Source organism: Janthinobacterium sp. NKUCC06_STL, from assembly GCF_019345455.1.
Classification (GTDB): domain Bacteria; phylum Pseudomonadota; class Gammaproteobacteria; order Burkholderiales; family Burkholderiaceae_D; genus Janthinobacterium; species Janthinobacterium rivuli.
Genome location: NZ_JAHKQY010000010.1, coordinates 92500 through 115347 on the forward strand (window position 1 = coordinate 92500; position 22848 = coordinate 115347).

Genomic DNA, 22848 nt, shown 5'->3' on the forward strand with positions numbered 1-22848 from the left:
GATCCTCATTGGAGTCCCCTGTCTGCCAGTACCCGGGCGATGGCCTCGTCGATGGAGTAGCCTTGGGCACGCAAGGCATCAATCGGTTTGTTATCGGCGAGTTTGTTCGAGAACAGCAGCTGCGTGGCTGGATCAATGACCAGGCGTACGACGCCTTCGCCGATCGGCGACGAGACGTACATTTCCGCAAAGGCACCTGCCTCGGTGCGTAGCGATTTGAGCAACCGCTTTTTGGACGCATCCATGACGATGCGCTTGTTGCTTTCCAAGATCTCAATCGATTCCGGTTTTTGCCGCAGCAGGAAAACCCAGTCGGAGCAGTTGAACGCGGCCGTCATTTGCACCGAACCGTAATAGTCATCGGCACCCTGCGTCGCGGTGCCTAGCGCGCCACCGTATTTGCGCGCGCGGCGGGCAGCTTCTTCTACGACGGCCGCTTTTACCGGGTCGTCCGCACCGATCTCTCCAAGCTGTTGCTTGAGTTCATCGATAATCAGGAGCTTCTTGCGATCGCGGTTCAGGTACATCTCGCCGGTGATCTGGTACATCAGCAGGATATTGACGACGGCATGCAGATCTGGCTTGCGTTTGAGTTCTTCGTTTTCAATTACGACGAAGTCATTCGAAAAGTCGACGTTATTCTTGCCTTCAAAGAATCGTTCGTACTGCCCGCCCTTCGAGTATGGATTGAGCATAATGGCAAGATCGCGGATGCGCTCATCACCATTGATTTCGAGTTCGGCAATATTGCCGGTCTTGAATTCGTCGCGCAAAGCGGTGATCGTCAGATCATTGCCGTATGATTTCCATAGCTTCAGCAGGACCGTTGAAATCGCCTTGTATTGCACTTCTTGCAATTGCTGACTCATGGAACACATTTTCGCCAGAGCGGGCAACAGCATATCGATGTCTTCGTGAATATCATTCACCGCTGTAAACGGGTTCAATATGATTTTCGAGCGGGCGCTGAATTCGACATGCGTGCCATTGGCTTTTTTACACAGCTTCTCGAATGAGCGCCCGAGATCAAGCAGGCGCACTTGCGCACCGCCGGATCGGTATGACCAGGCTATCTCGTTGAGGGTGACGGACTTGCCGGAACCTGGAGCGCCGACGACGGCAAAATTGTAGTTGCCCAGGTCGTTGTCATACAGGTCCAGCGTAACGAGCTGGCCGCGGCGGCCGGCGAAGATGAGCGTTGGCGTGTCGGTTCCTCGCCATTCCGCCAGCAGGGGCGCGAGATGGATTGCGTTTGCCGTGGATTTGCGCGTCACCCGCTTCATCTTCTTCATATCATTGTGGAATGCGGGCGTCAGGGTCATGGGCAAGCTTGCCAGCAGCGCCTGGCGGTGCATGTACACATCGGCATTGAGTTCAAAGCCGCTGGCACGCCATATGGCCTTGGCCGCTTCTGCCGCCGCCGTCGACTCGGCGGGCGGGCTGAAAATTGCCAGCTGGTGATACATCGAGACGAGGTTGCCGCCGACATCCATGGCGTTGGCGACTGCATTCCAGTCTTCCTGCTTCTTCTGCACGTCCGGCATGATGGCGGCCATCTTGCTGCCGGCGTTCTGTGTCGCGCGGATATGGTTCGCTGTAATCAATGTCCGCGTCGTGTTCGTATCGAGGATGTGCACGCCCATGGTGAGCAGGAACGGCGCACGGTACTGCAGTGCCGGTTGCATGACGTGGCCGATGAGCGCGCCCATCTGCCAAAGGGGGAAACGTTCAGGAAATGATTTAATGGAGAAGAAGCGTGCTTCCACGTGCTGCGGCTTGCCTGGCTTCGAAAAGCGGATGCCTTCGTTGGTCGGCTCCTGGACGGTATCGAAGTCCACAATCTGATCCCGAAGCTCCCTGCCCTCGTCGTAGTTAATCCATGGGGTGAGACCATCGGTGAGCCGGTGCGGATTGGTGAACAGTGCGCACCAGTTGATTAAATCGGCCGCATCGCATACTTTGCTGGGTAAAGAAGCGGCGTCAAGGGTACTTGCCATCGAGTCACGCAAACCGATGGCCGCTTCGCGCTTGCCGATATCATCGGCGCGTCCATCCATCGTGACGCTCATCATCAACCGAAAGTCGCGCAGTGTAAAATGAAATCCCTTAGTCAGGGATTTCTGGCTCCCGTCCAGCAGATGCTGCACGCGCTGGCGTGCTAGCTGACGGTACAGGTTGCTGTTCCGGGCCGGCCGGCCCCACTGCTGCGAGTTTTCATATTGATCCTCGTCTTCCATGCGCATGTTGGCATATTGGATCAGCGGGGCGCGGATATCCGGCGAGCCAAACAGGTGAAATTGCACACCCGTGTTGGCGGGACAGTTGGTATACAAGCTTTGCAGCACTTCCACCATGCGCTCATCGGCGCCGGCCTGGGGCATGAGTTCCAACATGAAACCAAGCCGGTTATGGCGATTGATGAACAGCTGCTCGGTGTCGACATAGGGACCGTACGGTAGCCAGCTGGCAAACTGATCCTTGGAAAATTCCTCGCCTCGGCTTAATCCGAACAGATCCCAGATGCCAGCGCTGAACCCTTCGCCATCTTTTTCTGGCGTGAAGAACTTGAGCATATTTGTCCTCGCTGAATTCAACACCGCTATTGGTTTGTTGCCTGCGCTTGAGACGGCGCGCCTTCTGGAACCTTCGTGACGGCCCCGATTGGAGGATCGGCCAGCGCTCCCGCTAGCGGCGAAGTTGGCTGTGCTTCGGCGCTGGAGTTGGCCTGTCCGGAGGGAGACGCAGTACCCGGAGATGACGCCTGCTGAGGTGCGGGCGGTTTCAAGGGAGCAAAGGCATCACGGATCTGCCGCTGCGCATGGGCGATCTGCCAGCGGCCTGGGTCTGTCTGCAGGTAGACAAAGGACTGATCGTGGAGATCATGGTCGCTGTCCTCCCACGGTTTGATCCAGAGCCGCATGACGCGCGGCGGCGAGCGCAGCGCGGCGGGCTCGAATGCAGGCTGTCCCTGCATGAAGCTGCCGCTGGAGGCAGCTTTAGCCATGGTGTACATGCTGCGCGGGGCCGCACGCGGCGTTTTTTTTGCGGGAGACCCTGTAGCCGCCGCGCCGCTGCCCGATGGAAACGAGTTGTAGTAATTGCCGGAGACGGAGTTGCACTGTACGCCTTCCGGTGCCTTGCAGGCATATTCGGATTTGCCGCCCAGGCCTGTCATGTCGCCGCACCCGGCCAGGATCGTCAGGCAAACCGCTACGGCGGACAGGTTTTTGACGCGCAATGAAATGGATGACATCAGTTGCATGATTACTCCTTTGGATTCTTGCTGGCATGGTGGCTGGACGCGGCCTGCGCTAGATGGGCCTCGATCTCGCTGGCACTGATAAAACCGGTTTCCCGCGCGCCATCAGCAAAGAAGAGGGTCGGCGTGCCCTGTACGCCCAATTTGCTGGCCAGGGCCAGGTTGCGGTCGAGCGGATGGGCGCATTGGGCTGGTGCGCCCTGCCCGTCCAACGTACCGCTGACGGCGCTGCGCCAGGCAGCGAGGCGGTCGGTTGCGCACCAGATGCGCAGAGGTAAAGCCTGGTCCTGGAAAGGCACCATGAAGTTGTAGATGCGCAGGTTGAGGATCTTCGCCAGTTCCGGTTCGAGTTGGCGGCAATAGAGGCAATGTGGGTCGGTGAACAGATAGATGACGCGTTCGCCCTTGCCCTGCGTGGAGGTGATTGCATCGGCCAGCGGGAGCTGGAGCACATCGATCGGCGCGGCCGTCTGCGCTGAAGGGCTGGCGGCGCCGGCGCGCTTTTGCAGTTTCGGCGCGGTCAGGTCGCGCATGGCTCGCAGATCGACCAGCCGGCCAAAGATCATGTAATCCGGGCGCGTATCGGCGACGAACCCCACATTGTCCCCCATCCACACCTCGAAGACATGGGGAATCGGCGTCGCCGTCACTGTATCAAAAGCAGTGCCGGGATAGGCCTGCTTTAGCGTAGCGAGTAGTTTCAGCTCGGTCGTACTGGCCTGGGCGCCTAGTGCGGCCGCGCAGGCGAGAGCGACGAGGTTCAATTTAGTCAGCGTCTTCATTGCCATTCCTCGCATACCGATCAACCGTGCTATAGCGCTCTCCAATGCCCGCACCAGCGAAGGGCATTGGTTGGGCGGGGATGCGTACTCCTTTCGTTAGCACTACATCGACTTTTCTACCCGCCTGGACTTCGATAACCGGGAAGGTTTGCTCTGCGAGCCGAATATAGTAGTTGGCCAGGTTGTTGAGCGCGTTCCCCATGCCATTGCCAAAACCGCGGCGGAATTGGTCGCCAGTACCGCCGGTGGTCGAAGACAACGTGCCAAACGGGGAACTCGTGAATGTCGTATTTCCTTGAGAAAAGCCTTGGCCTATACCGCTTACAATGGCGGTGCGCAGTCCATTTGCGAGCAATTGTCCTTGCTTAGAGACGAGCGTCCCGCGGACGCCCAACACACCTGTTTCGTCAAAAACATTTCCTTCGATCTTGACTTCTATGACTGATTGGTCCGCACGTACACAGGAAAGAACGTCTGTACGCATATAGGCACGTTGGGAGCTAATGTCCCCATGCCCGGAAACGATCACAAAGCATTCTTTGACATCGGCGCGATACTTGTTAGGTAGAATGGCGTCAGCGGATAGCATGATTAGTGCCGGCAATGGATTACTCTGCGCTTGACCACCGGTGGGTGCATCCATCCCTCCCAACAATGTTCCAGAAAGTATTCCTACTGGGATAAAATTATCTAGCGTCGTGTTATTGTCGTTCGCCGAGGGCACGGACTCTTTTCCGGCTCCGCTCTGCGCCCCGCCGTTTGCATCACTGTTTAAGGACACTCGGATCATCGGCGCTGGCGGCTCTGGCACTTCGCTTGGATGCACGGTCTCTCTATTGCCATTTGTATTACTTGTAGACGGTGTCGGTGCCCCAGGTGGCGTGCCGGGTGGATATTGCGATGGAGTGATATCCGGTGGTTGGGGTATAGGCGATGCGGGGGGCGCTGGTGGCGCGGGCGGCGGGACCTGTTCCCCTGGCGCGGCCGTCTTTGCTTCCAGATCCGCCAGGCGCTTGAGCAAGGCGGATTCAACGGCCTTACGGTCGTTGTTGATTCTTTCCTGAGCCTCTTTGTCGCTGTCATACTGGGCCAGCTTCTTGCCGGCGTTGCCGACCCATTGATCTTCAGGCGAGATCTGGCCAGGCACCATCATGTTTGGACTATCCACGTTGACGGTGGTGCGCTTGTCGGTCGACTTGGGGAGCTGCTTAGCCGGGCTACCGGACTCGGAATAGGCCAGTACCGCCCACAGGACGCCAATGCATGCCGTCACGATGCTGGCGGCCGCCAGGTACTGCTGCTGCCTGGGCGTCAGCCGACCCGTGAATGATTTCAATGTTTGCATGATGCGCATGGTTGTTCACTCCCCAGCCCTGATGACGTAGACTCGCGTGCTTTCATTCGGGCGCAAGTTGAGGTTCTCGATGGCGACGGCCAGGACATCGCCATCGTCGCGGTCAAATTCCTGTTCCGCGAGCACCAGTGGGACGCCACTGATATTTTTTAATGCATAGGTCTCGCCGATAAAGCCACGCCCATCGAATTCGCGGATGAGTTTCATCTCAGACTCAGCCCATAGCAGTCGCACTTCGTTGCGCTCTTCCATCCTGACATCATCAGGCACCTGTTCGGTGGCCATGAACACCAGCATCGATTTCAGGGAGCGGATAAACGCGGCGGACCTGGCCGGCGCCGGGCCGGTGGCATTGGCCGCCTTGCTCTGGCGTTTGGCCGACTTGTCTGAGATAACGATAGTGTCAGCAGGGACATCCGCGCGGTTCAGCCGTAAGGTATAGGTGGCCGTGGCGGAAGAAATAAACAGGTTGATTGGCTTGGCCGCAGTGCCCACCGGCTGAATATAGATTTCGCCTTTGGCCAGGTCGCACGCGAGCGTAACCTGGCCAGCAGGATTGATCGCGGCAGCGGTACCAGTCGGTACCGGGATGCTGGCATCGGGAGATTTTGGTGCGCAGTTGCTGCTCGAATGGATATTGCCGACGACGTCGATAATCTTTTCGCCCTCAATGCGGATGCGCGTGGGCTCATGCGCGGCGATGACCGCCTCGACGGTGGCGCCGTCCCTGACCTCTCTGGTCTGTACGGCCCAAGCGGGGAGATCAACGAGCCCCACCAGCAGCCACGCCAGTGGCAGTATCCGGTTTTCCATCTTTCAACTCCTTAAAATCTTTCAAATGCACGCGCGCGCCGCGGAAGACGAAGTCCGCACGGTAGGTCTTGAGGTTGTCAGAGGTATTGGCCCCGTTCACCTGGGTTTTGAGGTAGCCGGTCATCGTGACCGATTGCGTTTCTTCGTCAGGTACCAGTTGCTGCATCTGGAAGTACGTGCTCGCATTGAGCTTCTTCAGCCTTGCCGCCTCCAGATCCTGGCGTGTCTTGATGCTGCCGGCGTTCTCTGGCAGGCACCAGCTAAGCAGCATGTCCTTCTTCCATTCGATTGACTTCGGCGTGACGTCCAACATCAGGTAGGCGATATAGCCGGACATCTGCACCAAGTAGTCGTTGCTGGCTTTGCCGTCCTCGATCCAGAATGTTTTGTTGATAGCCGGCGGCACGATCACGGTGCGTTCCGTGCCGGCGATGCGGACAATGATGGTCAACGCCAGCATCAGGCAGACGGAAAGGATGCCAATGGCCAGGCGCTGGTCGAACACGCGGCGCCGCAGTGCGCCCAGGTCATCCTGATAGGTTTCCAGTTTCACGTTGCTCTCCTTGGCGCTACCCGACCATCTTGCGGATATGCGAGGGCGGGGTTGAGCGCATGGACGTCAGCGGACTGACAGGCAGGTACCAGTATGCCCAGTGCAGGACAAAGGCCGGATGCTTGTCCGCTTTTTTGCGGCTCAGCCAGCGTGCCACGGCGACGCCGGCGGACACCGCGAGGAAAAAACCGAGTTTGCTGCTGGCCAAATAGCCGATAAAAATGGAAAGAAGAACGGGAAAAGCGACGTCAAAATCCCATAGACCAATTTTCCATTGATCATCCAACCGCCTTGGAATGTAGGTATCGGCTTGCATCCCGTTCTCCTTTCGGCGCTATGCCCTATATTTTCAGGCCTGGTTCAGATCGTGGCGCCCATAATGGCGCCGCCAATGATGAGCCCGACCGCGCCGAATATGGCCATGCCAATGTAGAACAGTACCGGGCCGAAGTTTCGCAGGGCGGTCAGTGAAATTAAGGCGACAACGAAACCGATGAATCCCACCAGCGCCTTGACCCCAGGCGCCAGCGCTGCCAGTTGCGTCAGCGCCGACGTCAGTGGGCCGGTGATGCCGGTGAAGGCGACGAGGTCGATTGCCGTGGCCGGAAACGCGGCGAGCAAGCCCAGCATGATCATTGACAGGAGCGCCAGTACCTTGGCTGCGGTGGAAATTCGATGGCCGAGTGGCCGCTTACTGTAGTTTTTGAAAGGAAGAACCGTGACGTATGGCAAGGTGTTCATTTGAATTCCGATCGTTAAAAGTGAAGACGATATGTTTGGTTACGGCTTGGTCAGGCATAGCGACGAAGGGGGAGGGCCGCGGACGCAGCATTGCCACGCATTACGCTGGTGGCGGCCAGGTAGACGGCGCAGCCGACGCGTCGTCCTTGACGAGATCATGCGCACAAGGAACGCCACTGTATTCATTGCAGTGCCTGCATTGGTTCATTAGAAGTGAGGCTGAGATCAACCCGCCGGTTGTTTTGGCGCCCTGCTGTGCTTGCGTTGTCGGCTGCGTAGCAGCAGGCGCCACCGCTTTCCACCGCGTACTGGATTGCTGGAACATGAATATGATGGCGCAGGTAGTTTTCCACCCTGGCTGCGCGTTGTCGTGCGATGGAATGGTTCAAGACCAGTGTGCCGACGTTGTCAGTTCTGCCAGCAATGTGTATCCGTGCGCCAGGTTGTACTAGCGTGAGAAATTGTTTGAGTTCGTGTTGAGCTGCAGTATTCAGACGGGAGGATCCCGGTTCAAAGTACACGGTCAGGCGAGTAACTACCGGAGATTCGGCCCCGGTTACTGAACCCTTCTCCGTTGAAGCGCCAACACTGTGCAACGCGAGAATGTCTGGCTCCATCGTGCCTTCAACAGTTGCGGCGGGATGTGCATCCTGTCTCGCCAACGTCTTTGGGGTCAGCGTGGGGCACGCCGGCTCAATGCATAGGCCGTAGATCGCATTGGCGCCGTAGTGGAGTTGCGCGATTCTGGGCACGTGTGGGCTAGGCGAAACAGCCCGAGGGGCCGGAACGGCCGGTGCCGCCTTGTGCTGCAGGCTTCCGCAGGAAACCTGCAGCAGGCAGATCACAGCCCATAGTGAGGTGGCCAGCTTAGCGGGAGCAAGTGAGAATCTCATAGCAAGCTCACTGCAACAAGCGTGACCGGTGGTGAAACTTGCTGGCTACCAGACTTTGCGCTTCCCTTGACTGTGCGAGGTTGAGTGGGCCGGCGTGTGGCCGATGAGTTGGTGTTTGTGAGAAAGCCATACACGCGCCAGGCATACCGCTTCCGTGCTTCTTGACAGGCCGCTGGCGCGAGTTTGACGCACGAGGCGTTGTAGGCGCCCACTGCTTCCCAGGTAACATCGAAACGCTGGAATTTTTCCCGCAATATTCTGGCGCCAGCGTGGATGTTCTTACAGGGGTTGTACAAATCCGCTTCGCTCAGGCCGAGATTTTTTAACACAGTTCTGTTCGTATTAATCCCCATGTAGCCGATGTCCAAGGTATGTGTTACATGGAAATGCGTGTGATTGACGGCACGTGGATTCAGGGACGATTCAGCTTCGGCCATACTGAACAGCAATGCTGGGGAGACGCCATGCCGACGGCCCGCATCTTCCCAGCAGGCATGTGCACCAAATGGAATAAGTGTGCAAGCGAGTACGGCACAATGGATGAGCGATTGCATGACTGTAAAAAACCACCTGAGATAGGGTTCAACGGCCTGTTGCACAGCAAACAGGCGGCCTTGGTGTCGTTCAGGTAAGCCTGCGCATTGCGCGAGGCAGGGTAATTTCCAGGTAGATGCAAACGGAGATTGTTACTTTTGAGGAAGACTCTCCAAACCAGTTGAGCGCGCCGCAGTATTCTTGCGAGCGTGCCCGAAGATCTCACTTTTAGAGACCCCTTTTTTCAGCACAATGGCAATGCAGGCCGTCGTGAAATGATCCAGCGAGAAATGGGGATGTGGCTGACAGTTCAAGGGCGATCGCTGTAACGCCAACAAAAGGCTGTATTGGGGTTTCCAAATTTCCTGCTGGCGGCGAGGCGTCCGTTGATCTCGCAAGAGTAGCTCGGTATGCAGGTAGGAAAAGATCAAACTCTCTGGATTGTCCTGCGTGAAGGCGAGCGAAATATATGCGCTGATCAAGTCAGTCAAGCTGAACTTGGGACAATAGTTATCTGTATCCGAGTAGAGCGCTTTCACGCACTGAAACTCCTCGTAATACACGCGTGTCAAGACAGTTTGCGTAGACTTAGGGTCGTCGATTTGTGTCCGCCTGACTTCAGTGCAAGGCGTATTTGGACCCAACGACGAAGGTAGAGGCGGAGTTGACATGTTCTCGGGGAGCGAATAGTAATCCATGACGAGAATCGTAAGCGTGTCGAGATGATTTGTGTCGCCGACAAAATGCAGTTTTTCGCACGTTGTTCATTTAGCTGGTATCTACCCCAGAAACACGTTCATCCCGATACCGTTGTCGTCCTAGTACTGTACCGCAGCGGCGGAAGCCTACCCGTTCGCATAATTGGCGATGCCAAGATTAATGAAAATGCAAATGAGGAGGAGCATGATAGGCAGGCTGACAGGGTGCATGCTCCAAGGAATGACCAGAGATAGTACTAGGGTGCATATTGTCATGATGATAAGGCAGGCACAAAGACTGACTATTTCAGGGCTGTGCCGAAGGAACTCGTGCTTCTTGACAGATCGCCTGATGATGCCGTCGATTGTGCACGCGCCGAGGAGTATCCCAAACGGCGGTAGCCATTCGACCACCGTCGCCAGCCGGTAGGCTCCGAGGGCAAATAGTCCGTTGAGCGAACGGATATAGGCGTTGTCGAACATGCGGGTGCCGACCTTCGCCACTTCCTGAGTCATGGCTGTGGCAGGTGACGCAGGCGGGTTGTCATGGATGATGAGGGGTGTGCGCGTAGGCTTGTTCTCGATGATTGTAAAGGCACGCTCCAGGATCCGCGCGGCGGCGCTATCCTCCCAGTACTGGCTGCATGTGGCGTGTTCCACGCGGATCTGCTGCAGGAATTGCGCAGGGGTATAGGCTGCAGGTAGATAGAGCACCAGGAGCAGGAGCAGGCACAATGACACCACGGTGACGATGCGAATGATCATCCGGCCCCCTGTACATCCTCAGGACCAGGATCGAGCAGCGTGCAGCGACCCTTGATCAGGCGACCTCCGGATACCGAAGCAAAATACTGCAGATTGGGGAGTTTTCCCAGCATCGAGAGGGGAATCGCATCATCCAGTTCTTCCGTCACTTGCTGTGATGTGACGGAAGTAAAATCGGAGAGATGCCCGTCTGAGGCCGTGTTGCGTCCCAATTTCATGCTATGGATGCCGGTTTTTCCAAACGTTTCAACGATAAATTCCTGCGTAGGCTGATCTTTGGAGCGGAAGGCGATAAGGTTATTCAAGTTTCCCAGTGCCATCCTGGCCGCGTCCTGGCTACCGAGGCGGTTCACGAGGTCGGAAATGGTTTGCATCGCCACGATGGAATAGATGCCGCCTTCCGCACCCTTGTTGAGAATCTCAATGAGGGGCTGGTTGATCACGTTGGACACTTCATCGGCGGCGAGGGTGATGCGGCGATAGCCGCCCAGGTTGTAGCGCATGCCTGACCGCGCTGCCAGGTCGGCCAGTGCCAGGGCGCCGATCGCGCTAGCGACAGACGGGTCAGGTAACGAGTCCAGGCACATCAGCAGGACATGCCCGCCCCGTTCGATCTTTTCGAAATTCATGATCGGACGCTCGTCGTCGGGATCAAATGGATTGGGTGACAATGACTTGCCCAGTTCGCCAGAGGTCAGCATGGACAGGATCGGCAGCAGATTGGCGGTAATTTTTTGGTAGTGTTCCCGGTTGTGACGGAATACTCCAACCTGGGAATCGATCACCTTGTCATGCTGCGCTTCCGGCAAGATCTGCTCATAGTAAGCGACGAACGCGAGCAGATCGTCGCTGGCAGACGGACACGTTTTCTTGATCAGCCCACGGCTGGATTTTTCCAGCAGGTGTGCCATGTCTGGTTTGGAGCGCCAACCCGCTCCAAACAATTTCTGGTAGTGCCGTCGTAAACACTCCTCCAGGATCGGCTCAATTCCGCCCTCGATGTATCGCATCAATTTCATTAGATTGGGCCGCCGTTCCAGGCTGACCATACCCTGGCAAACGACGTTGACGGCACTCCATGCAAAGGCGGTAAATGCACCGGCCGTATCGGGAGGCAGGATCGATTCCAGGCGCGAGGCGATCTCGGTCGGTTTTTGCCAGTTAAACGTGAAGTCGATCCTGGCACTTTTTTCCGGAAAGGCCGGATGAAACCAGAGAAACGTGTCTGGATCGCGGTAGTCTCGGCAAGCCCGCATCACAATGCGTTTGAGGCGCGTGGAATTCTTCGGATCGAGGATGATCACCACGTCACCGCGTTTGATGGCCTGGGTGAGAAAGTTGCCCAGCATGACCCCCTTCCCTGCTTGCGTGGTGCCGACAATAACCGTGCCGCCTTCGAAATTTTGCAGCGGCCGGTACAGGGGCTGTTCGACAGGGCTGACGCCGTGCAGTATCGGCAGTCCTATTTCAGCATCGGGCTGTGGCTGGATGACATAGCTGCGTCCGATCGCAAAGCCTAGCGCTTTCTGCACTAGCGGTGAAATCAGATAGTCCTTGTAGTCGATCTTCGCCAGTTCGTAGAGCCGTTGAGAGTGCACCGGGGTCCATTCAAAGCCAAATCCCAGGAAAAGCTGATCATCTTTCTGAATATAATTTGCTAAGGTTTTCGTCGTGATCATTTCCATCGCCCGCCCTGACAAAGCGGCGCGTACCTTGACGATATGCAGGCCTTGCCGCATGCGGATAGCTGACATGCTCAACGAGAGGGCGGCCGAACAGAGCCCCAGTTTCAGCGGCATGCCATCGGGTGTCATATAGATGAAGGCTACCGCTGCGACCGCCCAGGCCGAGCCTGCAAGCAGCTCCGAGGGCTGGCGCCAAGGCATCTCGTATTTGCGTAGCAGCATACGGGTCACTCCTCATTTTCCGCGTCCTTGAAATCCTCGGGATGGAGTCCGTTGACGAATACCGGTTTGAGCACAACGCCGGGAACGGTCTTGCCGCGAAATGGCCAATCGGTGGCCGTGCGCGTGTTGCCCTGCCGCACCAACATGCCAAGTTCTGTCATGCTGCGGATGGCAATCTGCATATCAATCTGGCGTCGCGATAGTTCGCTGAGTGGAATAAAGATCCCCGTAGAGGTTGTAGAGCAGGCCATCTGCGCTGCCGGCAAATTCAGGGTGTGGATGATGTCAGCAAGTGGCTTGACGATCGCGGGGTGCAGACGCATGGGGACCGCGAACGAAAACACTTCCATCTCCTGCACCTGCATGCTTTCGCCATCGGCATGCTCCGCCGCCGGTACCTCCGGGCCTGGTGGCATGTCGTCTATGCCGTCCAGATTGATTCCGCTACCGCTGCCAGGCGCTATTCCGGAGAACAGATCCTCCGCAGTAGGTGCCATGCTGGCGGCGGGATTTTTGCTCGATGTCGTTGGCGCCGCTGCTGGTAGTGCGACTGGGGTGTTGTCAGCGGCGAGCCGTAAATGGTGGACCGATGCACTTGCTTTCGAACCATGAGATGGAGGCGGCTTCGGGCGCAGTTGCGTGGGTGCCGCAGAACCTGTCCCCGTTGCGGGTGGACGTGGTGGGCGGGCGGCTTTGCTTGCCACGGTCAATGGCATCGATAGTGGCAAAGGTGGTGGCACCATGCCCTGGAAGAGTATTCCGGGACTGTCGAACTTGATCGCCTCCAGTGCGCTGGCCACGTTGGGGGGCTTGATCAGCCAGGTCAGCTGTACGTCATCCTGGGGCTGCGCAATACCGTTGGCCAACAAGATGTCCAATACCTCCCCAGGAGATTGTGGTAGCCCTGGCAGCAATTGTTCTTCAAGTACCTTGAGGATGTCGGTGACCGCGTTGGGCCAGATGATAAACAGACCGTCAGGACCCAGCCAGACCCGCGATTTCTCGCCGTTTGGGGCCCATCCGGGATGGGCATCGACCAGATCCTTCATGGTGTCGACGAAATAACGGCCCAGATGGAGAGCGGGCTTCAAGGAGCCCTGCACCCTCGCACTTTCCTGCAGATCCTTGTCGATGACAAAGGCGGCCGCCCGGCGCACCAGGTCATCGAGCAAATTATGCTGCTGCCGTGTCACGCTGCCACTGATCGAGGCGAGCATATGCGGCACCACCACGTTGTTGCCCTCAGCCAGATACGTCATCGTCTCCGGGGTAATAATCATCGGCAGCGCAAACAGTCCGACGGAGCGTGTTTCCTGCGCGCCGGCTTCCCACCGCACGACTAGGCGTTTTGCTTTGCATCGCGCGACCCATTGTGCCAAGGGCATGAGAAAGGGCTGCCATTGGACGCCATGCTCATCGCTGACCCGGATATGACTCAGTGTCCGGTGCAGTTCAGTACACAGGCCAGCGATAAACGTGGCCTGGCGCCATCGTGGCTCAAGATGGCGGCGGGCCGTAATGGTCGCGCGTCCTTCAAAGATCTGGTCATCTGTGGCCTGGAGCGCAAAAAACGCCGTCCTTAATCCCAGGTCGACCATTCCCCCGCAGGCACTGAAGTGCTGATCGGGTGTCGCTGGCAAGTCGAGTACATATTCGACGAATTTCTGAATTGGCGGAATGAGTTCTTTCTGGAATGTTTCTTGATCACTGCCATACGACAATTTAATGCGTTGAATAAAGGCATGCTGGCTCTTCATAATCACATCTGCGGGACGCATGGTAATACCATCGTGCTTGAGCGGAGGGTCTGGATTCGTCTGGTTAAGATGGGACATCAGTATTGGCGTCGATACCGTTTCTGCGCTGCGGTACGTAGCATGCCGCATGATCGAATTGAGCCAGGCAAGGAGGCGCATGATCAATGAATCCTCGAGTTTGTGGGCAGTAGAACATGGAGTCATCTTGTTTTGAAACTAGGCGTGTTCAGTCCCTGAAAAGTCGTGCACATTAGCAATGTCCGGTTGGCGTCCCCAGGCTCAAGTATGGATCTGGTTGCGGAAAATTCCGGCGAATACGCTTATCTTTCGGATATGCTTTTACTAGATGACAGAAAACACAAGGACTATTGCAGCCAGTCACACTTTCTCGATGAACAATATATTGACAGGTGCAGTATCGGCATGTCTTCAGGACGAGCGACACCGAAGTCTGCGTCCAGATTCCCTTTAAGTGGCAGGCGAGTAAAAATGCGCGGTCAAGAGATACATATGGATCACGCCGGCATCGTTCCGAGTACAATTTAAAACTATCGATTAACGCATTTCCTGCTGTGTAACTTGCTCCAAAGTCATGCAGTTCGCATATGCGCATAAATATTGCCGCAAACATGCATGCGTCGGCTTTTGCTATATTGCTCGCCTGTTCAAACCAGCTAATGACAGACGCAAGGCCACGGCCACGATGATCGTTTGACTGGTCGTACAAAAGGCGACGCAACACGGGAATACCCAATCCGGTCACACATGAAGCGGTGCCTATCGTTGCGCCTAGTTGCGCGCAGGTATTGGCAAGAATAAACGCGTTGATATGGCGATTCACCTGTATATGCCCCATGATGCACCGCCATTATGAGGAAAAAGTGATACCGGACTCCATCCTGGTCCCAGGTGGCATGGAGGAAGGAACACTTTTACGCACAGCAGAAAGGATGCTGGCCAGGCCGGCTGGTGCATCCAGTAACTGAAGAAGGTTATCTCGGGGAAGGAACAGGCTTTCACCGGTCATGTTGGTTGCAAATGCCTGAATATCCGTGTAACTCATCTTGAGCAGTCGAGTGCACTGCTCCTTTGTAAGCCGGAAGCTATATGCCGTGGCAGCAGGGTTGGTTTTTAGATTGGAATGGATGAGTGTTAATAACTGAAAGTTCATCCATTGAACACTATTATAGACGTGGTCGGTATCCATGGTTGTCCTCAATTTGTCGTCATGAAACTAAAGCACGGTAATAACTGGGGGGTGGTTGCCGATGGGAAAATAAGCAATCTCTTCCATTAATTTAGTCGCAGATATGGATTGCTGGCCCATTCGATTTTTTAGACTACACCACAGAAACAGGAAGTCAATAGCAAATGCTCATTTTGGTAGAAGAATCAGAATGATGAACGCGTCACTTGATTATAATTTTCTGCATGCTAGCTCTGAAAGGAGGAAACGTTTTTATTGATATGTAGAAATAGCAAATGCTGTAAACATCTTACAAATAAATTGATTCTGCGTATTTTTACTCTGAGGAGCAGCACCAAAATGAGTAAGCTTAAAAAAATTGTACCGTTGTCAAAAGAGACAGCAAGCACAATCGGGATTGATCTTGTGCCTGGTTTCCGCAACAGGTTAAATGTTGAGCTCGCAAAATTAAATATCACCGGTACGCAACGTCCTAGTTTCTTGAGCGAAATTACCGGTCGTGCATTGCAAACAGTCAGTCGTTGGGTTGATTCGGACACGCCTGGTCTTCCAGACTTAAGATCGCTGGCGGTCCTATGCATTCAGTTCGGTGTCGATGCGAATTGGTTGCTCGGCCTGACCAGACATCGCACCGCTTTTTTGTTCAACGACCTGGCCGATAGTGTTGCCGCTCATTTTGCTAACGAGGATCAGAAGCGCCCTGACTGGATTAGTGCATTGATTGCACAAACGGCGTCCGACTTACACGAATGGCAAGTACATGTGATGTGGGGAGATGATATGGTTCCCTTGATAAACCCGGGCGCTGCGGTTTTTTTTGACATGATCGATACCCGTGGCGACGCCAACGGCATCTACGTCCTAGAATATCTAGGTCAAATGGTGATCCGGCACGTTGAAGTGCGACCTGAGGACGGTCTATTGTTGCGATGTGAGAATACGCGGTATGCCTCTATCAACATCCAGCGTCCATCAATGTGCTTAAGGATCGTCGGGAAGGTCAAATTGGCGTTTAATCCCGTGCGGTTTTGATCGGTCGCGCAGCAATCCTCGCCCTTCAGGGCGGTGGCAAAAGCCCGCGGACGGCGCAGCCGTCCGGTTTGGTGTGTCTATTGCTGCGTCTGAAGCTGCTCGATGTTGGCCAGCGCCGACATACTGGCAACGCTGACTGGTAATCGTCGTTAGGCCATGTGGGCTGCCACTGGAAGAGCGCCTGGGAAGGGGCTGTTGTGTGAGGCGGCCGTCGGCGAAGAGCCACTGCAGTTGGCAGCACAGTCCGAAGCGGAGAACCAAGTCTCCGATTATCAGCACCTGGATCTGACGTAAGGATGCCATCAGTTGGCCTTGCTGCGTGTTTCGGTGCGCCGGCACCTATTGCGACGCGGCCGACGTCCCGCTGCAGATAGAAAACATGCATGCGAGCGACGGCGGCGGCTCCAACTGCGTGAGCAAACTGACACTGTGACACTGTGACACTGGCGTGCGGACCGTGCAACCATAACAACGCTGCGCAGGTTAACCAGGTGTTCCTGGCGAACGTCCCGGCCAGGCTGGCGCGCCTCCTGCAGCAGTGGACAACGCCGCTGCGTGATGCGGCCGCCATCAATGCCACGTACTGGGTGCAGCTCGTGGTGCTGAAAAAGACCGGTCTTCCTGAATAGACGGGGACCGGCGCTCTCAAGAATTGGAACCGCTGTCGGCTGGGCCTGGCCGAGTCGCATGCGTTGGATGATGCCTACATGGGGCATGGTGCGCGTCGTGCGCCACACCCCCTTCGCTTCACCTGCACCGTGCGGGGTTCGCGCCGCAAGACCCGGCTCGACCGATGCGGCTGCTCGCGCGCCTACCCCATACGACAAAAGACGGTGTTTGGTGTTTCGCACCGGCGACATGATGCTTGCGACGGTGCCGTTCGGAAGGCGCTGGGGCATGCACAAAGGCCGCGTCGCCGAGCGCATGTCGGGCAATTTCAACCTTCAGTCGTGCCTCGCCGGCGCGGAGCCTTTGCAAGGCATCGCGCACCAACCTTGCCGGCTACTGAAGCGTGCCGACGGTTACGGATATGCATGGCAAACGACTCTTTCTCAACAACCTTCGACAAAGTGAGCCTTTCATCACCACACTTCGAGCCGTCGTCGGCCCCCTGTGAGCCGAGGCGCTGGGGCGCTGCGCGCACCTTTGCTTGGCGAAAAAAAACAGCCCGAACACTAGGTGCTGGGCTGCTTTGAATCGGATAGATGTGAAACGATAGCGTAAGAATAACGTCATAGAGCGCATCAGGCTCTTTATGCGGCCGTCGCGATCGCCTTCCATTCGGGAGGATCAAAATCGAGCATGTGTCCACCGAATTCTTCAAACGCCGTGGCTCGATCATAGTCCGAAATATCCTGCGAGTAACCTGTCATCGCGTTGAGTAATCCATAGCCAGACAGGTCCCCTCCTGAAACAAGATGGCGCAATACGCCGCCACGCTCATCATCATTCAAGGTAAATCGGTTCGCTAACACCTCGACCGATTTGACAGGATCACCGATCAATTTGATGCCCATGGTCTTCTGCATTTTTGCAGAGATCAATTGGAACGTCGCTTGCGACACAGCTGTTTCGACCATATCACGTACCTTCAGGAACAGAGCGTGATCGTCGGCCTTCAACGTGTCGTCCTGAAATACGACGACATTTTCGTCATCGCTGATCAGCTTTCGGCCCAAATGTGTTTTGCGCATTGACCGGTCTGCAGCAATCATGCCATTCCTGCAAACGAGACGGTAGATCAGCGGTTCGACACGAAGTTTTCCGTGGCCAATTTCCGAGTTACTCACCACCACACCTGCCTGGATGATGTCCCCTGGTGCGACTTCGCAACATATTTTGTCGGTAACGACCTTCAGGAACATTCTTGAATCGGTCAGTTCAACCGATTCAAAGCGCGCGCCAGGCAGGCGATCCAGGATCGGCAGGATGAAGTTGGCCAGGTCCCAGTTATCAATGCGGCGATATCGGTCGGTCAGAAATGCGCGCGCCCTGCCATCGAGTGTACGCACCAGGCGGTTCACGTTTGGATTCGCGTGTAGCCAGGTGTTCACGTTCTGGTCGAGCAGCATTGGCTTTTCTAAACGCATACGTTCAAAGTAGCCATATGGGATCGCGTGTTTATCGGAAATCTGACGCAACGCGAAATCATTGACGGGGTATTCGCGCGCGATATCAGTTTCGTCGATCAATAAAGTACAGTGACCGGTTCCACTGGTAGATAGCCGCATCTTCATGGATGGCACTATCATGTCTTTCTTGTTGGACAGTTGACGTGCAAGTTCAGCTGCCAAATTTTTCAGGGTGCGACCTTCTTTCATGATGATCTCCAAAAAAAAGCGGAGATGCACCCAAGCGGGGACATCCCCGCAGGGTTTAAAAAAAACAATGAACGACCAAGCGCACAGAGTGCGGTCTAACTGCCGACCGGCTTTACCGGCGGCGCATACCTAGAGACGTCATACGCAGGTCTCCAGTACGATTAAGTCGGCGTGATCAAGCTGCCTTTCCAGAACAGTTCAATTTCGCCGAAAATACATTGGTCCAATCGGAACCGCCTACCTTGGGAATGAATACTTCCACCTCTACGGGAGAGGCTCGGCGGGCCTTTCTCAAACGGCGCGCCAAGATATATGCGGAGGCTTGGCCATCAAAGCATCTATCTGCATCGTTGTCTGCGTAAATTCGCAGCTTGGTCACAGTATCAGGGATCCATATCTGTTCCAGGTTGCCTGCTGTCAGCGCTGGCCAGACAGGGGGGCCAGTGCGTTTCAGGACGGCAATACCGTTCTCGATGCCTTCCGACACCGATAATTCGGTGGTTGGTTCACCCATGCGTACGGCCGAACCAAACCAAGCATCTCCCAAGAGTTTTTTCGGTTCGTCGACCGGAGCCTTCAAACCATTTTGCAAATAGGTGCGATGCAGCGCGACGATGCCCCCATCCTTTCCCTGGAGACAGGCAACCATTGCAGGGAAATCGGCAACATGCACGTATCTGCCGCCCGGGTTTTCTTTCACAAAATAGGGCAGCGCCGGGTGAAATCGAAGCGTTTCCGGATATTTTTCCAAAGCAATGCCACGATTGTCCAAGTAGCGGTCTACCTCGTCACCAGGGCGGATCAGTATGGTTTCTTTCCATACTTTGTTCCTGCTACGCTGTGCATCATGGACGCTACGTCGAGGCAGAATCGGTGCGGGATTTTCCGGCAATATATTGAGCACTGACTCAACTTTGCGCAAAGTTTCACCGGCACTCAATCTAAACCAGTTCTGCAGCAGTTTAAATCCACCGCCGGCACCGCAGTGTCGGCAAAAATAGTTTCCTTCACCAAATTTGTCTGTGTACTGAAAGCGATCTTCGCCACCACAACCGGCAATTGGACAAGGCCCGTTTCGGTGTTGAAGAAGCCTCTCATCGACACCACATTGCGCTAGGATTTCCGTCCACCTGCCATGAGCCAGGGGTAACATTTTGCGCATTCTTTCGTCAAATTCCACTTTGTTCATCATCATCTCCATGGATCAACACTTTTATTTAGCGAAGTGTGACCAGCGGGGCCAGCACCCCGCATGTGGATGAAAATGGTCTATCGAGTTTAGCCAAACGTATACAGTGTCCCGTTTCGCAGGGCCTTGCCGATAGCCGTTTCTTCGATCTGTGGATCGGTGAAGTACTGGGCCTCATTAGCGGCGTTCGGACCAATTTTTCGAACGTCGAAGCCGCTTCCCTGGGAATGGATCGAAAAAACGACGACCTGGCGTTTGCCGACAAAGAAGTTCCGTCCTGGCTGGCCAGACATCAATTCCTGTTCCTTAACCAGATAGGACAGATCCTCCATCGCTGTGACGCGAATCAAGCGACTTCTTTTATAGGTGGACTTATTAACTGAATTATTCACAATTGCCTCCCTTGTAAAATTGAAAAGTGAAATTCGGTACAATCTTCGTTATTTCGTTGGACCAATCAGCTCGACGAATAATGCACACGGTACGGTCAGGAAAATAGGTCGTCCTGTACCGAGGACTTCTTTATCTGCTGGTTGATCCACTGTGGATTTTTTTCAAGCTGCCGGGCGACCCAGTCGGGATGATGAATAATCTCTGACTGTATCCAGGCCGGATACGCATGTATGGCGTCGCGAAACCACCTGCCTAAATTGCCTGCGATCCACTCCCTGACCTCTTCCGGAGAGAGTTTTCCGAAATAGGCGGTTGGTGAAAGCGGACTTTCACCGATCACTTCAAGGCAACTGGCAAATGAAAAGGGCATCCGATCGTGTGTTGGATCGGTAAATATCCATCGTAGAAGCTCAAATTTTTCTTCCAGTGGAGTATGGGGATCACGCAGCCCGTCGATTTTCTTCAACAGTAACCAGTGAAGGTCCACCACGGCCTGTTCGTCCCACAGGACATCGGGCTGTACATCAATCCCCCTAATAAATGCCTGATCCGTATCACCAAGATTTGCATCATCGCCATTGTTTGTCGCAAACATGTCTTGTTGTGTTTGACATGCACTGAGTGCGACCCTTCGCATAGAATTGGCACATTCAGTATCCATGATTGCCTCTCTTTGAAGTGGGGCAACCAACCCATGGGTTGTCTGTCCCAATGGGTAAAAATACGCCGGACCTGCCGGCGAATACATGGCTGGCTTAGAACATGCGGTTTGAACCGCGATGACGGGCTGCCAGCTACCGTCTTAAAAACCTTTTGACGCGACGCGTCGGATGCGAGACGACGCGACGAAAGGTCTCAAGATGAGTTGGTCTATGTAAGGAAGTTGACGGCGTGACTTGCCCGCCAAAGAAAGGGATGCGCAATTAAGGCGCAATGCATGGTGGCTTGCCGATGCTTGCAGGGCCAGCTGCTGCTGAACTACAGTCATCAATGTAAAACACGTTTCTGACGAAGTCAAATGCGGTATGACGAAATTTGCATCGGGCGGGTGTAGCATGTTGCTGGTGGAAAAATGCAGCAGGTAGATTAGGTCTACCTGCTAAACACAACTATCAACAGCCATCTAATTGGCGTCAGAACGGTGCGTCGAGATAATTTTCGTCGTTCTTGCGATAATTTTCTATTCATCTTGAAGGAAATTACTTGCCGCCAAGGCTTACAGCGATGGGAAAACGGTCATCGATGTCGTCGGCAGATGATTCGTCGTAACGATCCGGGTAAGGATCATTCCAATCATGTTCAAAACATCCACATGGACATGTATTCTCATCAAGACCATGCATACAACTTCCGTCATTTATCAATTCACGTACCATATCATTAATCTCTGCCGGTGATAAATAACCAAAATGACGTGCTTTTTCAACTGCAATGGCCTTAATTTCCGGCGGTAATCCCCGTAAATTGTCGTCAATTTCCTGGGAGAAAATTTGTATGAATGTCTCATATGATGAGCCACATATCTTGGTGCTAGTTTCGAAGATAGCGCGAATATCGGCGTCAATATTTAGAAATTTCATAATAACCTCCATCAAAATGATTTTTCAACATGAAAATGCAACGCGCAGCAAAACACAATTAATAATTGGCAGACGAGTGCTGCAGTGCTCTAATCGGAATATATGGAATACGTCCACCGATGATGTCGGCTTCTGTGTCGGGATAGTTTCCCTTGAGTTCCTTGCGTGACAAAATTGGAACAGACGGGAAAACGAATGTGCTCGGTATTAAACGAGTACTTTTAGATTAGTGATTTGTGTGCTTCAAGGAGGCCCCTCGGTGCACGAGGAGCGAACACAATCTTATCGGGTTCGATCAAGATAGGAAAATGAGAAGAAATACGGGGGAAGGAGGATCAACCAATTAATCATCGGTACGATCTAATCGAAATATATTCCGATTAATAATTTGGCGGGTAACGACCGCTACGCTCATTGCTTGCTTTGCAATAAGATCTCAACTTGTCCCATCGATAGGGATAGCTAAGAGCATGCGGGACTGAGTCGCGCAATAAATACCGTATAAGTTTTACACTACCCAGGAAAGAATGCAAGATTTTTGTGGAGTTTTTAAATTGCCAGCAATCATGCGCGCCGCGGCAACTACACCGGCAGGAAGGATGGAGCGCGAAACGCGAAGTCCCTCATAGCGCAGTTTGCCCCGAGTGTGGGGGCAACCTACGCACTCTGCGCCTCATCCCCAGCATCTGTCACTCTGCCTGGGTGGCAAGAGCATCGGCCTGGCGCAGTCCCGTATCGAGTCCGGCTTCGACGCCGTCAGGTTGTCCAGGCATGCATAGACCAGCAGTTTGTACTGGAACTTAGGCACTGCGTTTCAACAACCATACATGGCGGCCCGGATGGCTACCGCCGTCCCAGCGGCATCGTATCGACATGACCACTGCGTGGATCTCCCGGCTGTGCCGCTTCGCGCCGGCCCTGAAAGCCCGGCATTCTAGTAGCTACATCTGATGAAGAAGGAACGTAACTAATCGGGCCGTCATATTTTCTCGTAGCGCCGTCATAGTCCGCATCCTTCAGGAAAGCAACGGATGTCAACCTTTCCTGATACTAGCTACTAACTCATCATT

At 54.7% G+C, this 22848-nt stretch carries 23 protein-coding genes; 3 read left to right on the forward strand and 20 right to left on the reverse strand.

Going from position 1 to position 22848, the window contains the following annotated elements:
• Window positions 1–5: 5 nt before the first annotated feature.
• From traC to KO539_RS24635, 15 genes are all read right to left on the reverse strand, one after another.
• A complete protein-coding gene (gene traC / locus KO539_RS24560; RefSeq protein WP_219312382.1) occupies window positions 6–2573 on the reverse strand; it encodes a type IV secretion system protein TraC in 2568 nt (855 codons plus the stop codon).
• Between the two features lie 26 nt (window positions 2574–2599).
• Window positions 2600–3262: a TraV family lipoprotein gene (locus tag KO539_RS24565; RefSeq protein ID WP_219312384.1), complete on the reverse strand. Its 663-nt coding sequence runs from the start codon at window positions 3260–3262 to the stop codon at window positions 2600–2602.
• A 2-nt stretch (window positions 3263–3264) separates the two neighbouring features.
• The gene (locus tag KO539_RS24570) at window positions 3265–4041 is read right to left on the reverse strand and encodes a DsbC family protein (protein WP_219312386.1); all 777 of its coding nucleotides are present in this window, start codon (window positions 4039–4041) and stop codon (window positions 3265–3267) included.
• Window positions 4025–5395, reverse strand: coding sequence for a TraB/VirB10 family protein (locus tag KO539_RS24575; protein WP_219312388.1), 1371 nt, complete (start codon window positions 5393–5395; stop codon window positions 4025–4027). The genes KO539_RS24570 and KO539_RS24575 overlap by 17 nt, the downstream gene beginning before the upstream one ends.
• Window positions 5396–5401: 6 nt before the next feature.
• The gene (locus tag KO539_RS24580) at window positions 5402–6208 is read right to left on the reverse strand and encodes a type-F conjugative transfer system secretin TraK (RefSeq protein WP_219312390.1); all 807 of its coding nucleotides are present in this window, start codon (window positions 6206–6208) and stop codon (window positions 5402–5404) included.
• Window positions 6159–6761: a type IV conjugative transfer system protein TraE gene (gene traE / locus KO539_RS24585; RefSeq protein ID WP_219312392.1), complete on the reverse strand. Its 603-nt coding sequence runs from the start codon at window positions 6759–6761 to the stop codon at window positions 6159–6161. The genes KO539_RS24580 and traE overlap by 50 nt, the downstream gene beginning before the upstream one ends.
• A 16-nt stretch (window positions 6762–6777) precedes the next feature.
• Window positions 6778–7077 carry a type IV conjugative transfer system protein TraL gene (traL, locus tag KO539_RS24590; protein WP_219312394.1) on the reverse strand — a complete coding sequence of 100 codons (300 nt, stop codon included), beginning with the start codon at window positions 7075–7077 and terminating at the stop codon, window positions 6778–6780.
• Window positions 7078–7121: 44 nt separating this feature from the next.
• Window positions 7122–7502, reverse strand: coding sequence for a hypothetical protein (locus KO539_RS24595; protein WP_257626445.1), 381 nt, complete (start codon window positions 7500–7502; stop codon window positions 7122–7124).
• A gap of 182 nt (window positions 7503–7684) precedes the next feature.
• Window positions 7685–8119 carry an OmpA family protein gene (locus KO539_RS24600; protein ID WP_219312396.1) on the reverse strand — a complete coding sequence of 145 codons (435 nt, stop codon included), beginning with the start codon at window positions 8117–8119 and terminating at the stop codon, window positions 7685–7687.
• Window positions 8120–8391: 272 nt separating this feature from the next.
• A complete protein-coding gene (locus KO539_RS24605) occupies window positions 8392–8949 on the reverse strand; it encodes a lytic transglycosylase domain-containing protein (protein ID WP_219312398.1) in 558 nt (185 codons plus the stop codon).
• A 132-nt stretch (window positions 8950–9081) separates the two neighbouring features.
• Window positions 9082–9468: a hypothetical protein gene (locus KO539_RS24610; RefSeq protein WP_219312400.1), complete on the reverse strand. Its 387-nt coding sequence runs from the start codon at window positions 9466–9468 to the stop codon at window positions 9082–9084.
• Window positions 9469–9774: 306 nt separating this feature from the next.
• On the reverse strand, window positions 9775–10392 hold the full coding sequence (locus KO539_RS24615) for a DUF4400 domain-containing protein (protein ID WP_219312403.1): 618 nt from the start codon (window positions 10390–10392) through the stop codon (window positions 9775–9777).
• Window positions 10389–12299: a conjugative transfer system coupling protein TraD gene (gene traD / locus KO539_RS24620; protein WP_219312404.1), complete on the reverse strand. Its 1911-nt coding sequence runs from the start codon at window positions 12297–12299 to the stop codon at window positions 10389–10391. Before traD ends, KO539_RS24615 begins: the two co-directional genes overlap by 4 nt.
• Before the next feature lie 5 nt (window positions 12300–12304).
• Window positions 12305–14215 (reverse strand): MobH family relaxase, encoded by a 1911-nt coding sequence (mobH, locus tag KO539_RS24625; protein WP_219312406.1) that lies wholly within the window; start codon window positions 14213–14215, stop codon window positions 12305–12307.
• A 709-nt stretch (window positions 14216–14924) separates the two neighbouring features.
• On the reverse strand, window positions 14925–15263 hold the full coding sequence (locus tag KO539_RS24635; RefSeq protein ID WP_219312410.1) for a hypothetical protein: 339 nt from the start codon (window positions 15261–15263) through the stop codon (window positions 14925–14927).
• Window positions 15264–15602: 339 nt separating this feature from the next.
• On the opposite strand from KO539_RS24635, the gene KO539_RS24640 reads away from it, so the two are divergent.
• Together KO539_RS24640 and KO539_RS24645 are read left to right on the forward strand one after the other, a co-directional pair.
• Window positions 15603–16295, forward strand: coding sequence for a S24 family peptidase (locus KO539_RS24640; protein ID WP_219312412.1), 693 nt, complete (start codon window positions 15603–15605; stop codon window positions 16293–16295).
• A 491-nt stretch (window positions 16296–16786) separates the two neighbouring features.
• Window positions 16787–16924, forward strand: a complete 138-nt coding sequence (locus KO539_RS24645; RefSeq protein ID WP_219312414.1) for a hypothetical protein — start codon at window positions 16787–16789, stop codon at window positions 16922–16924.
• 624 nt (window positions 16925–17548) lie between these two features.
• Here the strand turns inward: KO539_RS24645 and KO539_RS24650 are convergent.
• The 5 genes from KO539_RS24650 to KO539_RS24670 form a co-directional block, all read right to left on the reverse strand.
• Complete coding sequence (locus tag KO539_RS24650) at window positions 17549–18616, reverse strand: DUF932 domain-containing protein (RefSeq protein WP_219312416.1); 1068 nt, start codon at window positions 18614–18616, stop codon at window positions 17549–17551.
• Window positions 18617–18791: 175 nt separating this feature from the next.
• On the reverse strand, window positions 18792–19817 hold the full coding sequence (locus KO539_RS24655) for a primase-helicase zinc-binding domain-containing protein (RefSeq protein WP_257626446.1): 1026 nt from the start codon (window positions 19815–19817) through the stop codon (window positions 18792–18794).
• Between the two features lie 77 nt (window positions 19818–19894).
• Complete coding sequence (locus KO539_RS24660) at window positions 19895–20155, reverse strand: hypothetical protein (protein WP_219312418.1); 261 nt, start codon at window positions 20153–20155, stop codon at window positions 19895–19897.
• Window positions 20156–20292: 137 nt separating this feature from the next.
• A complete protein-coding gene (locus KO539_RS24665) occupies window positions 20293–20859 on the reverse strand; it encodes a hypothetical protein (RefSeq protein WP_219312420.1) in 567 nt (188 codons plus the stop codon).
• Window positions 20860–21397: 538 nt separating this feature from the next.
• Window positions 21398–21778 (reverse strand): hypothetical protein, encoded by a 381-nt coding sequence (locus tag KO539_RS24670; RefSeq protein ID WP_219312422.1) that lies wholly within the window; start codon window positions 21776–21778, stop codon window positions 21398–21400.
• Between the two features lie 807 nt (window positions 21779–22585).
• Between KO539_RS24670 and KO539_RS30760 the strand changes: the two genes are divergently transcribed.
• On the forward strand, window positions 22586–22729 hold the full coding sequence (locus KO539_RS30760) for an RRXRR domain-containing protein (RefSeq protein WP_219312641.1): 144 nt from the start codon (window positions 22586–22588) through the stop codon (window positions 22727–22729).
• Window positions 22730–22848 lie beyond the last annotated feature (119 nt).